Annotated in this window: 15 protein-coding genes and 1 tRNA gene; 12 read left to right on the top strand and 4 right to left on the bottom strand. The window is 69.3% G+C overall.

Annotation, left to right across the window (positions count from 1 at the left end; all coding sequences use genetic code 11):
• Positions 1-13 precede the first annotated feature (13 nt).
• The 9 genes from AC07OH_RS23640 to AC07OH_RS23600 all read left to right on the top strand — a co-directional run bounded on the left by AC07OH_RS23640 (position 14) and on the right by AC07OH_RS23600 (position 8,152).
• The gene (locus tag AC07OH_RS23640; protein WP_495302327.1) at positions 14-1,468 is read left to right on the top strand and encodes a 2-hydroxymuconic semialdehyde dehydrogenase; all 1,455 of its coding nucleotides are present in this window, start codon (positions 14-16) and stop codon (positions 1,466-1,468) included.
• A gap of 10 nt (positions 1,469-1,478) precedes the next feature.
• Positions 1,479-2,315: an alpha/beta fold hydrolase gene (locus AC07OH_RS23635; protein WP_495302326.1), complete on the top strand. Its 837-nt coding sequence runs from the start codon at positions 1,479-1,481 to the stop codon at positions 2,313-2,315.
• A 34-nt stretch (positions 2,316-2,349) separates the two neighbouring features.
• Entirely contained in the window at positions 2,350-3,132 is a 783-nt protein-coding gene (gene dmpE, locus AC07OH_RS23630; RefSeq protein WP_070062782.1) for a 2-oxopent-4-enoate hydratase, read from the top strand.
• Between the two features lie 13 nt (positions 3,133-3,145).
• Positions 3,146-4,075, top strand: coding sequence for an acetaldehyde dehydrogenase (acetylating) (locus AC07OH_RS23625; RefSeq protein WP_495302325.1), 930 nt, complete (start codon positions 3,146-3,148; stop codon positions 4,073-4,075).
• 10 nt (positions 4,076-4,085) lie between these two features.
• Entirely contained in the window at positions 4,086-5,159 is a 1,074-nt protein-coding gene (dmpG, locus tag AC07OH_RS23620) for a 4-hydroxy-2-oxovalerate aldolase (protein WP_495302324.1), read from the top strand.
• Positions 5,156-5,944, top strand: coding sequence for a 2-oxo-3-hexenedioate decarboxylase (gene dmpH, locus AC07OH_RS23615; protein ID WP_495302323.1), 789 nt, complete (start codon positions 5,156-5,158; stop codon positions 5,942-5,944). Before dmpG ends, dmpH begins: the two co-directional genes overlap by 4 nt.
• Positions 5,945-5,982: 38 nt before the next feature.
• Positions 5,983-6,174 (top strand): 2-hydroxymuconate tautomerase, encoded by a 192-nt coding sequence (gene thmT / locus AC07OH_RS23610; protein WP_062475127.1) that lies wholly within the window; start codon positions 5,983-5,985, stop codon positions 6,172-6,174.
• 275 nt (positions 6,175-6,449) lie between these two features.
• A complete protein-coding gene (locus tag AC07OH_RS23605) occupies positions 6,450-7,883 on the top strand; it encodes an Ig-like domain-containing protein (protein ID WP_495302322.1) in 1,434 nt (477 codons plus the stop codon).
• Complete coding sequence (locus AC07OH_RS23600) at positions 7,868-8,152, top strand: hypothetical protein (protein ID WP_495302321.1); 285 nt, start codon at positions 7,868-7,870, stop codon at positions 8,150-8,152. The genes AC07OH_RS23605 and AC07OH_RS23600 overlap by 16 nt, the downstream gene beginning before the upstream one ends.
• Positions 8,153-8,236: 84 nt before the next feature.
• On the opposite strand, the gene AC07OH_RS23595 is transcribed toward AC07OH_RS23600, so the two are convergent.
• Positions 8,237-8,313, bottom strand: a tRNA-Met gene (locus tag AC07OH_RS23595).
• 169 nt (positions 8,314-8,482) lie between these two features.
• On the opposite strand from AC07OH_RS23595, the gene AC07OH_RS23590 reads away from it, so the two are divergent.
• Both AC07OH_RS23590 and AC07OH_RS23585 read left to right on the top strand, forming a co-directional pair.
• Positions 8,483-9,151 (top strand): sigma-70 family RNA polymerase sigma factor, encoded by a 669-nt coding sequence (locus AC07OH_RS23590; protein ID WP_495302320.1) that lies wholly within the window; start codon positions 8,483-8,485, stop codon positions 9,149-9,151.
• Positions 9,148-10,401: a hypothetical protein gene (locus AC07OH_RS23585; protein WP_495302319.1), complete on the top strand. Its 1,254-nt coding sequence runs from the start codon at positions 9,148-9,150 to the stop codon at positions 10,399-10,401. The genes AC07OH_RS23590 and AC07OH_RS23585 overlap by 4 nt, the downstream gene beginning before the upstream one ends.
• A 45-nt stretch (positions 10,402-10,446) precedes the next feature.
• Here the strand turns inward: AC07OH_RS23585 and AC07OH_RS23580 are convergent, their stop codons facing one another.
• Entirely contained in the window at positions 10,447-11,226 is a 780-nt protein-coding gene (locus tag AC07OH_RS23580) for an enoyl-CoA hydratase (protein WP_062481985.1), read from the bottom strand.
• Between the two features lie 133 nt (positions 11,227-11,359).
• On the opposite strand from AC07OH_RS23580, the gene AC07OH_RS23575 reads away from it, so the two are divergent.
• Positions 11,360-11,968: a DUF2325 domain-containing protein gene (locus AC07OH_RS23575; protein ID WP_495302318.1), complete on the top strand. Its 609-nt coding sequence runs from the start codon at positions 11,360-11,362 to the stop codon at positions 11,966-11,968.
• Positions 11,969-11,978: 10 nt separating this feature from the next.
• On the opposite strand, the gene AC07OH_RS23570 is transcribed toward AC07OH_RS23575, so the two are convergent.
• Together AC07OH_RS23570 and AC07OH_RS23565 are read right to left on the bottom strand one after the other, a co-directional pair.
• Positions 11,979-13,835, bottom strand: a complete 1,857-nt coding sequence (locus AC07OH_RS23570; RefSeq protein WP_495302317.1) for a M61 family metallopeptidase — start codon at positions 13,833-13,835, stop codon at positions 11,979-11,981.
• Between the two features lie 4 nt (positions 13,836-13,839).
• Positions 13,840-14,559 (bottom strand): DsbC family protein, encoded by a 720-nt coding sequence (locus tag AC07OH_RS23565; RefSeq protein WP_062481991.1) that lies wholly within the window; start codon positions 14,557-14,559, stop codon positions 13,840-13,842.
• Positions 14,560-14,585: the final 26 nt, after the last annotated feature.

Here is a 14,585-nt window from a genome sequence, read left to right as displayed (position 1 = left end):
AGGAGACGGTGCGATGAAACAGTTCATGAACTTCATCGGCGGCGAGTTCGTCGCCACGGCGAAGACCTTCGACAACCGCGCGCCGGTGGACAACCGCGTCATCGGCAAGGTGCACGAGGCCGGCCGCGGCGAGGTCGACGCGGCCGTGCGCGCCGCGCGTGCGGCATTGAACGGCGAGTGGGGCCACATGAGCGTCGCGCGCCGCGTCGAGCTGCTGCATGCCGTGGCCGACGAGATCAACCGGCGCTTCGACGACTTCCTGGCGGCCGAGATGGCCGACACCGGCAAGCCGCACGCGCTGGCCTCGCACGTCGACATCCCGCGCGGCGCGGCCAACTTCAAGGTGTTTGCCGACATCGTGAAAAACGTGCCCACCGAGAGCTTCGAGATGGCCACGCCCGACGGCGGGCAGGCGCTGAACTACGCGGTGCGCTCGCCGCTGGGCGTGATCGGCGTCGTGTGCCCGTGGAACCTGCCCCTGCTGCTCATGACCTGGAAGGTCGGCCCCGCACTGGCCTGCGGCAACACGGTGGTGGTCAAGCCCTCGGAAGAAACGCCGGCCACCGCCACGCTGCTGGGCGAGGTGATGAACGCGGTCGGCATCCCGCCCGGCGTCTACAACGTGGTGCACGGCTTCGGCCCCGACTCGGCCGGCGAATTCCTCACCACGCACCCGGGCGTGGACGGCATCACCTTCACGGGCGAGACGCGCACCGGCGAGGCCATCATGGGGGCGGCCGCCAAGGGCGTGCGGCCCGTGTCCTTCGAGCTCGGCGGCAAGAACGCCGGCATCGTGTTCGCCGACGCCGATTTCGACAAGGCCGTGGCCGGCATCACGCGCTCGGTCTTCGAGAACTGCGGCCAGGTGTGCCTGGGCACCGAGCGCGTCTACGTGCAGCGGCCGATCTTCGACAAGTTCGTCGCGGCGCTCAAGGCCAGGGCCGAGGCGCTCAAGCCGGGCCCGTCGGAAGAAGCCGGCGTGGGCATCGGCCCGCTGATCTCGCGCGAGCACCAGCAGAAGGTGCTGTCGTACTACGCGAAGGCCGTGAAGGAAGGCGCCACCGTCGTCACCGGCGGCGGCGTGCCCTCGATGCCCGGCGCGCTGGCCGAGGGCCACTGGGTGCAGCCCACCATCTGGACCGGCCTGCCCGAGACGGCCTCGGTGATCCGCGAGGAAATCTTCGGCCCCTGCTGCCACATCGCGCCCTTCGACACCGAGGAAGAAGCCATCGCGCTGGCCAACGCCACCGACTACGGCCTGGCGACCACCGTGTGGACCGAGAACCTGGGCCGCGCGCACCGCGTGGCCAGGCAGGTGCAGGTCGGTATCTGCTGGGTCAACAGCTGGTTCCTGCGCGACCTGCGCACGGCCTTCGGCGGCGCCAAGTCGTCGGGCATCGGCCGCGAGGGCGGCGTGCATTCGCTCGAGTTCTATACAGAACTTCGCAACGTCTGCATCAAGCTGTGAGGGCCCGGCGGTGAGCAACCCCGAAATCGCGAACAGCGTGCGCACCGGCGCCTTCCACACCAACGTCCACGACCTGGGCGAGGGCGCGCCGGTGCTCTTCATCCACGGCTCGGGCCCGGGCGTGAGTGCGTGGGCCAACTGGCGGCTGGTGCTGCCGGTGCTCGCGCAGACGCGCCGCGTGATCGCGCCCGACATGGCCGGCTTCGGCTTCACCGAGCGCGTGCCCGGCGTGGCCTACACCATGGACGCGTGGGTGCAGCAGGCGCTCGACCTGCTCGACGCGCTCGACATCGAACGCGCCGACGTGGTGGGCAACTCCTTCGGTGGTGCGCTGGCATTGGCACTCGCCATCCGCGCGCCGCACCGCGTGCGCCGGCTGGTGCTCATGGGCAGCGTGGGCGTGCCCTTCGCGATCACGCCGGGGCTCGACGCGGTGTGGGGCTACACACCCTCGTTCGCGAACATGCGCCGGATCATGGACGTGTTCGCGTTCGACCGCGCCCTCGTCACCGACGAGCTCGCGCAGCTGCGCTACGAAGCCAGCACGCGGCCCGGCTTCCAGGAGACCTTCGGCGCGATGTTCCCGGCGCCGCGCCAGCGCTGGGTCGACGCCATGGCGAGCCCGGAGGCCGCCATTCGCGCCCTGCCGCACGAGACGCTGCTGATCCACGGCCGCGAAGACCAGGTGATTCCGCTGGCCACCTCGCTCACGCTGAGCCAGTGGATTCCCCGCAGCCAGCTGCATGTGTTCGGCCACTGCGGCCACTGGACGCAGATCGAGCACAGCGCGCGCTTCGCCCGCCTTGTCGGCGACTTCCTCAACGAAGCCGATCGACCGATTGATTGATTCACCCGAGACAGAGCAAAGGACAGAACCCACCATGGACCCCACCCTCATCCAGCGGCTCGGCGACGAGCTCTACGACGCACTGCGCGAGCGCAGCGTCGTGGAGCCGCTCACCAGCCGGCACGCAGGCATCACCATCGCCGACGCCTACGGCATCCAGCAGCGCATGATCGCGCGCCGCCTCGACGCCGGCGAGCGCGTCGTCGGCAAGAAGATCGGCGTCACCTCGCGCGCCGTGATGAACATGCTGGGCGTGTTCCAGCCCGACTTCGGCTACCTGCTCGACGGCATGGTCGTCGGCGAGGGCGAGTCGATCGACAGCCGCACGCTCATCCAGCCCAAGGCCGAGGGCGAGATCGCCTTCCTGCTCAAACGCGACCTCATGGGCCCCGGCATCGGCAACGCCGACGTGCTGGCCGCCACCGAGTGCGTGATGCCCTGCTTCGAGATCGTCGATTCGCGCATCCGCGACTGGAAGATCCAGATCGCCGACACCGTGGCCGACAACGCCTCGTGCGGCGTGTTCGTGCTCGGCGACCACGCGGTCGATCCGCGCCGCATCGACCTGGCGACCTGCGGCATGGTGCTGGAGAAGAACGGCGAAATCATCGCCACCGGCGCAGGCGCCGCCGCGCTCGGCTCGCCGGTGAACGCGGTCGCGTGGCTGGCCAACACGCTGGGTGCGTTGGGCATCGGGCTCAAGGCGGGCGAGGTGATCCTGTCGGGCGCGCTCGCCGCGATGTTCCCCGCCAAGGCCGGCGACAACTTCCGCGTCTCGATCGGCGGCCTCGGTGGCTGCTCGGTGCGCTTCCACTGAAGGAGACAACCCCATGACGACAGCAACGAAGATCAAGTGCGCGCTGATCGGCCCCGGCAACATCGGCACCGACCTGCTCGCCAAGCTGCAGCGCAGCCCGGTGCTCGAACCCGTGTGGATGGTGGGCATCGACCCCGAGTCCGACGGCCTGAAGCGCGCCCGCGAGATGGGCCTGAAGACCACGGCCGAGGGCGTGGACGGCCTCTTGCCGCATGTGCAGGCCGACGGCGTGCAGATTGCGTTCGACGCCACCAGCGCCTATGTGCACGCCGAGAACAGCGCCAAGCTCAATGCGCTGGGCGTGCTGATGATCGACCTCACGCCCGCGGCCATCGGCCCGTTCTGCGTGCCACCGGTCAATCTCAAGAGCCTGCTCATGGCGGGCGGTGCGCGGCCGGCCAACGTCAACATGGTCACCTGCGGCGGGCAGGCCACCATCCCGATGGTGGCGGCGGTGTCGCGCGTGCAGCCGGTGGCCTACGGCGAGATCGTGGCCACGGTGTCGAGCCGTTCGGTCGGCCCGGGCACACGCAAGAACATCGACGAGTTCACGCGCACCACGGCCGGTGCGGTCGAGCGCGTGGGCGGCGCGGCCAAGGGCAAGGCGATCATCATCGTCAACCCGGCCGAACCGCCGCTGATCATGCGTGACACGGTGCACTGCCTCACCGAAGGCCCGCCCGACGAGGCGCGCATCACGGCCTCGGTGCACGAAATGATCGCCGAGGTGCGCAAGTACGTGCCGGGCTACAAGCTCGTGAACGGGCCGGTGTTCGACGGCCACCGCGTGTCGATCTACCTGGAGGTCGAGGGCCTGGGCGACTACCTGCCCAAGTACGCCGGCAACCTCGACATCATGACCGCCGCCGCGGCGCGCACGGCCGAAATGTTCGCCGAAGCGATGCTCGCCAGCCTTCCGCAACCCGAGCCCGCCGTGGCCTAGGAGCACACCCATGACCACCCCCACGAACACCCACCTGCAGGGCCGCCGCGTCACCCTGCACGACATGACGCTGCGCGACGGCATGCACCCCAAGCGCCACCTGATGACGCTCGAACAGATGACGCACATCGCCAGCGGGCTCGACGAAGCGGGCGTGCCGCTGATCGAAGTGACGCACGGAGACGGCCTGGGCGGCAGCTCGGTCAACTACGGCTTTCCCGCGCATTCCGACGAGGCGTACCTGGGCGCCGTGATTCCGCTCATGAAGCAGGCCAAGGTGTCGGCGCTGCTGATTCCCGGCATCGGCACCGTGGACCACCTGCGCATGGCGCACGGCCTGGGCGTGCACACCGTGCGCGTGGCCACGCACTGCACCGAGGCCGACGTGTCCGAGCAGCACATCACCATGGCGCGCCGGCTCGGCATGGACACGGTGGGCTTTCTCATGATGGCCCACATGGCCTCGCCCGAGACGCTGGTGCGCCAGGCATTGCTCATGGAAGGCTACGGCGCCAACTGCATCTACGTGACCGACTCGGCCGGCCACATGCTGCCGGACGACGTCACGGCGCGCATCGGCGCGGTGCGTGCGGCGCTCCAGGCCGACACCGAGCTGGGCTTTCATGGCCATCACAACCTCGCGATGGGCGTGGCCAACTCGGTCGCGGCCGTGGCGGCCGGTGCCAACCGCATCGACGCTGCCGCCGCAGGCTTGGGCGCGGGCGCGGGCAACACGCCGATGGAGGTGTTCGTGGCGGTGTGCGACCGCATGGGCATCGAGACCGGTGTCGATGTGTTCCGCATCCAGGACGTGGCCGAGGACCGCGTCGTGCCGATCATGGACCACATGATCCGCGTCGACCGCGACTCGCTCACGCTGGGCTACGCGGGCGTGTACTCGAGCTTCCTGCTGTTCGCCAAGCGCGCCGAGAAGAAGTACGGCGTGCCCGCGCGCGAGATCCTGGTGGAGCTGGGCCGGCGCGGCATGGTCGGCGGCCAGGAAGACATGATCGAAGACACGGCCATCACGCTGGCCCGCGCACGCCACGCGGTGCAGCAACCACAGGAAGGAGTCGCGGCATGAAGCTCGACAAGAACACCATCGCCGCGCTCGCAGAGCACCTGGAGACCTGCGAGCTGGAAGCGCGCGACACGCCCAAGATCACCGACGAACATCCCGAGATGGACTGGGACGATGCCTACGCCATCCAGAACGAGATCCGCCGCCGCAAGCTCGCGCGCGGCCACCGCATCATCGGGCTGAAGGCCGGGCTCACCTCGCACGCCAAGATGAAGCAGATGGGCGTGACCACGCCGGTCTTCGGCTTCATGGCCGACAACTACGCGCTGCCCGAGGGCGGCGAATGCAAGGTGAGCGAGCTCATCCACCCGAAGGTCGAGCCCGAGATCGCGTTCGTCACGAAGCGCGCGCTCAGTGGCCCGGGCTGCCACATCGGCGCCGTGCTCGCGGCCACCGACTTCGTGCTGCCGGGCATCGAGGTGATCGACAGCCGCTACCGCGACTTCAAGTTCGACCTCAAGAGCGTGGTGGCCGACAACACCTCCGCCTCGCGCTTCGTGGTGGGCGGACGGGCCGTGCCCGCAAGCGAGGTCGACCTGCGCACCGTGGGCATCGTGCTCGAGAAGAACGGCCAGCCCGTGGCCTTCGGCGCGGGCGCCGCGGTGCTCGGCCACCCGGCCGCGGCGATTGCGATGCTGGCCAACCACCTGGGCGCGCGCGGCGAGGAGATACCGGCGGGCACGCTGATCCTGTCGGGCGGCATCACCGAGGCCGTGGCCGTGCAGACGGGCGATGCCGTCACGCTGAAGGTGCAGGGCATGGGCAGCGTGGGCCTGCGCTTCGTCTGATCTGCATCAAGCACTGAAGAACCGAACAGGAGTACACGATGCCCTTTGCACAGATCTACCTCATCGAAGGCCGCACCGAAGAACAGAAGCGCGCGCTGATCGAGAAAGTGACCCGCGCCATCGTCGAGGCCGTCGACGCGCCGAAGGAGAACGTGCGCGTGTGGCTGCACGACATGCCCAAGGAAAACTGGGGCATCGGCGGTGTGTCCGCCAAAGACCTCGGACGCTGACCGCTTCGCGCCGCGGCGCTGTCTTCTTCAAGGCCCTTGCGAGTCGTCGACTTGCAAGGGCCTTGTGCTTTGTACGAACTCCCAGGGGCTTTGTTCACAGTTTCGCCCTGTGCCTATGTTTGTCGCACCCGCTTTCGGACTCGTCCGATGGATGGATCGGGACCGTCTTCCTAAAGTCATCGGTCAACAAACCGTATGAGCTGGCGCCGCGCGTGCGCGTGCCGCCTCGGTCCCGTTTTTCATTCAGCAAGCACTAGGAATCTCATGGCAGCACCGTGGTCATCAAGGACAACGGCGCCGTGCTCGGCGAGGTCACGGCCGACGCCGAAGGCAACTGGGTGTACACGCCCACCACGCCGCTGACGGAAGAGCAGCACACGTTCACCGTCACCGCCACCGACAAGGCGGGCAACACGAGCGCGCCTTCGGCCGGGTTCGTGCTGACCACCGACTACACGCCGGCTGACGCCAGCAAGCTGGCCATCACAGGCGTGGAAGACGACCAGGGCAGCATCACGGGCAACGTGGCCTCGGGCAGCGCCACCGACGACAGCCGTCCCGCGATCAGCGGCACCGGCACGGCCGGCGACACCATCGTCGTGATGGTCAAGGACGGCACGGGCAGCCGCGAGCTCGGCCGCGCGACCGTGGGCGCCGATGGCAAGTGGACGCTGCAGGTGACCACGCCGCTGCTGCAGGGCAGCAACGAGTTCACCGCGATCGAAGTGGACCCGGCAGGCAACCCGACCGCACCGAGTGCGCCCTACACCGTGATCGTGGAAAACGGCCCGTCGCTCATGCCGGTGATCCAGAACGTGCAGGACGACGTGGGCCCGCACCAGGGCATGCTGCAGAAGGGCCAGGTCACCGACGACGCCAAGCCGACCATCATCGGCACCGCGCAGGCGGGGAGCACCGTCAAGGTCTACGACGGCGCCAAGCTGCTGGGCCAGGTCGTGGCCGACGCCAACGGCAAGTGGAGCTTCACGCCTGACGCCGAGCTGGCCGACGGCACGCACAACATCACCGCCACGGCCACCAACGCGGTGGGCGCGGTCAGTCCTGCCACCGGCATCTGGAACTTCTCGGTGGACACGAAGGCCCCCGACGCGGCGACCGTCCAGCTGCTGGACGACGTGGGCGGCAAGCAAGGGGTGCTGAACAACGGCGACACCACCGACGACACCAAGCCCGAGTTCAAGGGCAAGGCCGAGCCGGGCGCGACCGTGAAGGTCTACGACAACGGCACGCTGCTGGGCAGCGTGCCGGTCGACGCCAACGGCGACTGGAGCTTCACGCCTCCCACGCCGCTGGCCAACGGTTCGCACGCGCTCACGACCGAGGTGGTGGACCCGGCGGGCAACTCGAGCGGCCAAAGCGCGCCGCTGAACCTGATCGTGGACACCATCCCTGGCGAGCTGCGGATCAGCGCGCTGGTGGACGACCAGGGCAGCAAGAAGGGCCCCATCGACGCCAACGGCATCACCGACGACCAGCGCCCCGAGATCCAGGGCACGGGCAAGGCCGGCAGCACCGTCAAGGTGTACGACGGTTCGACCCTGCTGGGCGAAACCGTGGTCAAGGCCGACGGTTCGTGGAGCTTCACGCCCCCGGTCGACCTGGGTGCGGGCCTGTATGCGGAGTCGGTGAAGGCGGGGCACCGCTCGTGTGGGGCGACTACAGCTTCCAGCCGATGGACCGCAGCGTGAGCTTCCCGGGCCGCACGCAGCGCGTCGACCCGGTCACCTTCGACCTCGCGCTGGAGTTTTTCTTCAATGCGGAGCGCGTGCTGTCGATTCCGCGGCTGCGGCAGATGCTGAACCCCGTGCGCGGCGCGCGCAGGTTCTGGGGCAACGAACTCATCGGCACGCTGACGGACGTGGTGGACGACCTGCAACTGCACGGCGCCCACGGCTGGCGCCTGGTGCACTGCGAGCCCGAGGCGTTCCGGCTGGACCGGGTGCCGGTGGGCTCCTGAGGACGTTTCGGGCAAGAAAAAAGCCCTAAGTCGTTGAAAACTTAGGGCTTTTTTGACTTCTCCGCCGAGGCGGGGAAGTGGTGTTGGTGGCTCTTCACGGATTCGAACCGCGGACCTGTGGATTATGATTCCATCGCTCTAACCGACTGAGCTAAAGAGCCGTTCAGTACAAAACTGCACCGAAGCCCAAAATTATAGCCCAGGCTTTGGGCTCAGTTCAACACCCCGCGTTTTCTGGTCGATTTTTCTGCGTTCGAACGCATCGGATCGCACCCCGACTTAACCCCGATCGCGCCGCTGGCCCGTACAAGCTCGGGTGACAATCCTTCGATGTCTGCGCTGCCCCGCGCCCCTTCTGCCCAAGCCGCCACTGCGCGCGACGCCATGCCCGACGATCAGTTGATGCTGGCCTACGCCCACGGCGACGCCGCCGCTTTCGACGTGCTCTACGCACGCCACGAAGGCGGCCTGTTCCGCTTCGTCAAGCGCCTGCTCGGCGCGCGGCTGGCGGCGCAGGCCGACGAGGTGTTCCAGGACACCTGGGTGCGGATCATCTCGGCGCGCGACAGCTTCTCGCCGCAGGGCGCCACCTGGCGCACCTGGGCCTTCACCATCGCGCACAACCTCGCGATGGACCGCCTGCGTGTGAGCGGGCGCGAGGTGACGCTCGATGGCCATGCGACCGACGACGACGGCGACGCGGTACCTGCACTCGACCGTGGCGTGCACGGCGCCACCGACCTGTCGGCGCACCCGTCGGCCGAAGAGCTGGCGTTCTGGCGCGCCGCCGGGCGCCGGCTGCTGGTTTGCCTCGACGAACTGCCGGCCGAGCAACGCGCCGCTTTCCTTTTGCACCATGAAGACGGCCTGACGGTCGACGCGCTCGCGGCCCGGCTGGAGATCGGCTTCGAGACCGTGCGCAGCCGCCTGCGTTACGGGCTGCAGAAGCTGCGCGGCTGCATGGAACGCTACCTGTCGGCGCTGGAGCAGCGGGCATGAGCACCGGCCTGGACGACGACCTGCACGACCCGCGGCTGCGTCGCGCGCTGGACCATGCGCCCGACCGCGACGCCGTGCCCGCGGCCCACACGCGCGAGGCGATCCTGAAGATGGCGCACAACCTCGCCGCGGCTTCCGCACCGACGACCAGTCGCCCGGCGGAGACCGCGCCGTGGTGGCGACGCTTGTTCGGCGGCGGCAGTCCCCGCTCGCGCATGCCGTGGAACGCGGCCTTCGCGACCGTGCTCGTGGCGGCCTTCGTCACCGTGTTGTGGCATCGCGAGCCGGTGCCCGAAGCGGGGCTCGATGGCGAGGCGCAAGTGGCCGGGGCGCCCGCGCCGGCGTCGGCACCGCCTGCGCAAACGGCGGAAGCGCCGGCAGTGGCAGCGGCACCGGTGCCACCTGCGCCCGCCGCTGAGCCGGCCGCAACGGCGGACACGACGCCACCCGCTGCGCAGCGCAGCGAAGCGGCACGCGATGCGAAGGAAACCCTCAAGCAGCGCGAGACGCAGGACACGCGTGAAGCGTCGCGGCGGCGCGAAGCCCCTGCGGCGGCGGCGTCGGTCCAGAAAGACGAAGCACGGACGATGGAAAAGGCGGCGCCTGCGGCCCCGATGGCGCAAGTCCCGGCGCCCGTGCCTGCGCCTGCTGCGCCGGTCATCGCATCTGCGCCCATGCCGGCCGCGCCGCCCATGGCCGACGTCGGCCAGAGTCCGATGCCCTACGCAGCCGCACCGCCGGCGCCGGCCGTAGCACCTGCAGCACCTGCAGCGCCAGCGTCGATGCAGCGCGAGTCCGCAGACACGGCCTCGTCGCTTGCCGCGCAAGGCGGTGCCAGCGCGAACGTCGCCGGCATGCAGCGCCGCGCCGCGTCGGTGCAAGCCGCGCCGGCCCCTGCATCGGCCGCCGCCAAGGCCGTGGCGAGCGGCGGCTTCACCGCACTGGACCGCTGGACCGCCCTCGACATCACGCGCGCCGGCGCCACCACGCGCCAGGCGCGCGGCGACACCGAGGGCCTCGCGGCGCTGGTGAACACCGTGGCGCGCGCGGCCACCATGTCGGGCGGGGAATGGGGTGCGCCGGTCGAGGCGCGCATCGAACTGCGGCGCGACGGCGCGTTGCTGGCCGTGCTCGAGATCGCGGGCGACCAGGTGCGGTGGACGCCGCAGCCGGGCGGCACCGCCTCCATCGGCACGCCGCCGGCGCAGGCGCTCGACGCGCTGCGCACGGCGCTGTCGCGAGCCCGCTGACGGCAACCGCTGCTGCGGCCGCCGGGCCCGCGACGATCTGGCGGATCAGGCGTTCTTGAAATCCGGCTGGCGCTTGGCCAGGAAGGCGTCCATGCCTTCCTTCTGGTCCTGCGTGGCGAACAGTGCGTGGAACAGGCGGCGTTCGAACATCACGCCGTCGCTCAGGCCGCTCTCGAAGGCGCGGTTGACCGATTCCTTGGCCGCCATCACGGCGATCTGCGAGAAGCCCGCGATGATCAGCGCGGCGCCCAGCGCTTCGTCGGCCAGCTTCTCGAACGGCACCACGCGGCTCACGAGGCCCGCGCGCTCGGCTTCGGCGGCGTCCATCATGCGGGCGGTGAGCGCCATGTCCATGGCCTTGCTCTTGCCCACCGCGCGCGGCAGGCGCTGCGTGCCGCCGGCACCGGGGATCACGCCGATCTTGATTTCGGGCTGGCCGAACTTGGCGTTGTCGGCCGCGATGATGAAGTCGCACATCATCGCGAGTTCGCAGCCGCCGCCCAGTGCGAAACCGCTCACGGCCGCGATGACCGGCTTGCGGATCGAGCGGATGGTTTCCCAGTTGCGCGTGATGTAGTCGCCCTTGTAGGTGTCGATGAAGCTGTACTTGGCCATCGCCGCGATGTCGGCGCCGGCCGCGAAGGCGCGCTCGCTGCCCGTGAGGATGATGCAGCCGATGGCGTCGTCGGCGTCGAAGGCCTTGAGCGCCTGGCCCAGCTCGGTCATCAGCGCGTCGTTCAGCGCATTGAGGGCCTTGGGGCGGTTGAGGGTGATGATGCCGACCTTGCCTGCTTCGGTCCGCACGTCGATGTTTTCGTAGCTCATGGTGTCGCTGTCTCCGGGGGAGGTGGGGAAAAAAACGCGTCCCACTATACCCAGCCAGGCTTCGGACCCGCTGACGCGCGGGTGTTTCATTTGAGAATTGTTCTCATCTAGAATGGCCGCCATGGACTTCCCGATGCAAGAACATGCCGTGTTGCTGCGGGCCTATGCCCGGGTGCAGGAGCGTTGCTCGCGCCTGCTGGTGGAGCAGGCCGCCCGGGTCGAGCGGCTCGAAGCGCAGATCGTGCGGCTGCGCGGCGCACTGGTGGCGCGCGACTCGGCGATTGCCATCGTGCGCGAGGAACTGGCGGCGCGCGCCGCCAAAGGCAGCGCCTTGCCCCAGCGCCTGCATGCGCTGCTGGCGCCGGGCGGCCGGCGCCACCATGCGTTGCCGCCGGGGCCGCAGGTGCCGGCCGATCTGCGGGCCAAGTCGGTGTTGTGCGTGGGCCGTTCGGAAGCGGCGCCCGAGGCGCCTTCGCTGGCGCGCCAGCTCGTGGAGATTGCCGGCGGCCATTACCTGCACCACGACGGCGGCGACGAGGCCGACGACCCCGCGGCGCTCGAGGCGGGCCTGCGCGCCGCCGACCTTGTGATCTGCCAGACCGGCTGCGTGAGCCACGGCGCCTACTGGCGCGTGCAGGACCACTGTCGCCGCACCGGCAAGCCCTGCGTGCTGGTGGGCGAGCCGCAGCCGATGCTGTTCGTGCGACCGCCGCTGGCGGCGGCCGTCGATCACTCCGCCTGAACGGAAGAAATCAAGGCTTGGCGGCGAGCCAGGCCGTGATCTTGGCCGCGTCGTGCGAGAACAGCCGCCACGTGGTCGAGCCTGTCGGCAGCGTGAGCGGCAGGCGCAGCAGCCGGCGGTCGCGCGCGACGAGGGCAGTGCACTTGCTGGCATCGCCGAGGTACAGCGCCAGGTCGTCGAGCTTGGTGAGGCGCCAGGCCTGCGCGGGTTGCGCCGCACCTTTGCCGCGGCCACCGACGGCCGGCAGTTCGATGCCGAGCCATTCGTCGTTGGCCGAGAAGCCCGCCTTTTCGGCGGCGCCACCGCGCAGCACCACCTTGATCTGCACGCTGCCGCCGCTCTCGGCCACGCGCAGGCCGAGCGCCTGCGCGGGTTGCGAGGGATCGTCGAGCGTGGCGACGCCGTGGGCGCGCAGCAAGTCGGCCAGCGGGAGTTCGTCGGTCGAATGCACCCAGCGCGCGAGTTCCGGTGCGAACGAGCGTCCGCCCACGGCTTCGAGCGCGGCGGCAATGTCGGCCTCGCTGATCGGGCCGCCGTTGCTGTGCGTCCAGAGGTGGCGCATCACGTCGTCGAGCGTGCCCTTGCCTTCGTGGCGCAGCGTGAGGTCGAAGCACAGCGCCACCAGCGCACCCTTGGTGTAGTAGCTGACGGTGCTGTTGGGCGTCTGCTCGTCCTGGCGGTAGTACTTGACCCAGGCGTCGAAGCTCGCGTCGGCCACCGGCTGCACCAGCCGGCCGGGCGTCTGCAGCACCTGGTTGATGGTCTTGTTGAGCAGGCGCAGGTACGCGGCGTCGTCGATGCGGCCGGCGCGGCGCAGCAGCAGGTCGTCGTAGTAGCTCGTGAAGCCCTCGAAGAACCACAGCAGCTGCGTGTAGTTCTCGCGGCTGTAGTCGTAGCCGGCGAACTCCGCCGGGCGCATGCGCTTGACGTTCCAGGTGTGGAAATACTCGTGGCTGATGAGGCCCAGCAGCGTGGTGTAGCCCTCGGGCTGCTTCTTCTTTTCGCCGCGCAGCGGCAGGTCGCGGCGGTTGCAGATGAGCGCGGTGGAATGGCGGTGCTCGAGCCCGCCGTAGCCGTCGTCCACCGCATTGAGCATGAACACGTAGCGGTCGATCGGCAGCTTCGGGCCGCCCCGTTTGCCGGCCTTGTCGCCGTGCCAGAAGCGGATCTCGGCTTCGCAGATGGCCTTGGTGTCGGCGATGAGGCGCTCGCCGTCGAACGAGGCCGCGGCGCCCGCGATCACGAAGCGGTGCGGCACGCCGCAGGCCTCGAACTCGGCGCTCCAGAAGGCGCCCATCTCGACCGGGCTGTCGGCCAGTTCGTCGTAGCCGGCGGCGCGGTAGCTGCCGAAGCCGTGCTTGTCGGCCTTCGTCGGCACGAGCGCGGTGGCGCACGACCAGCGCGCGGCGTCGGCCGGCAGCGCGGGCGGCACGATTTCCAATGCGTGCGGCGCCTCGGTCTGGCCTTCGACACGCAGGCAGACGCTGGTGCCGTTGAAGAAGCCGCGCGTGGCGTCGAGCCAGGCGGTGCGCACCGAGTTGTCGTAGGCGCACACCTGGTAGTGCAGCACCAGCGGCTGGCCCGGCACGCAGTCGATCTGCCAGCTGCATTTGTCGAGCTGCGTCAGCACCGGCTTGCGGCGGCCCTGCGTGGCACGCAGGCCCTGCAGGTTCTTGGCGAACTCGCGCACGAGGTAGCTGCCCGGAATCCACACCGGCAGCGCCACGCGCTGCTGCGCGGCGGGCGTGGCGATGGTCAGCGTGACGGCGAACAGGCGCGCATGCAGGTCGGCGCACTCGACGCGGCAATGCACGGCGGGCATGGCGGTGGCTGCGGCCGTGCGCCGGGGAGTCGAGGTGGTCGCCATCGGATCAGTTGGCGGCGGCGAGCTGCTTCTCGACCTGCTCGGCGGGAATCGCGCCCGGGACGCGGCTGCCGTCGGTGAAGATCAGCGTGGGCGTGCCGGTGATGTTGTACTTGCGGCCGAACTCCACGTTGCGCTCCAGCGCCGTCACGTTGCAGCTGGTGCCTGCGGCGGCGGGCTTGACGCTGCTTTCCATCCAGTCGGCCCAGGCCTTGCCCGGGTCCTTGCTGCACCAGATGTCGCGCGACTTGGCGGTCGAATCGGGGCCGAGCACCGGGTACAGGAACATGTAGACGGTCACGTTGTCGACCTTCTTCATGTCCTTCTCGAAGCGCTTGCAGTAGCCGCAGTTCGGGTCCTCGAAGACCGCGACCTTGCGCTTGCCGTTGCCGCGCACGATCTTGATCGCGTCTTTCAGCGGCAGCTTGTCGAAGGCGACGGCGGTGAGCTTCTCGACGCGCTCCTCGGTGAGGTTGCGGCGGGTCTTGGCGTCGATCAGGTTGCCCTGCAGCAGGTAGTTGCCCTGTTCGTCGGTGTAGAGCAGCTGGCTGCCGCCCACGCGCACTTCGTACAGGCCCGGCACGGGCGTCTTGGTGACTTCCTCGATGGGCGGCAGCTGCGGGATGTGCGTCGGCAGGTTCTTGCGGATCTCGGCCTCGCCCGCGCCGGCGGTGGAGAGCGTGAGCAGCGCGCAGGCGGCGACGAGAAGGTGGCGGACGAAGGTCATCGGGAAGGTTTCGGGAAAAAGGTGGA

This window comes from Variovorax sp. GW821-FHT10C12, assembly GCF_059415405.1.
Note: the sequence above shows the minus strand (reverse complement) of the source record. Positions and strands in the feature narration are given on the sequence as shown.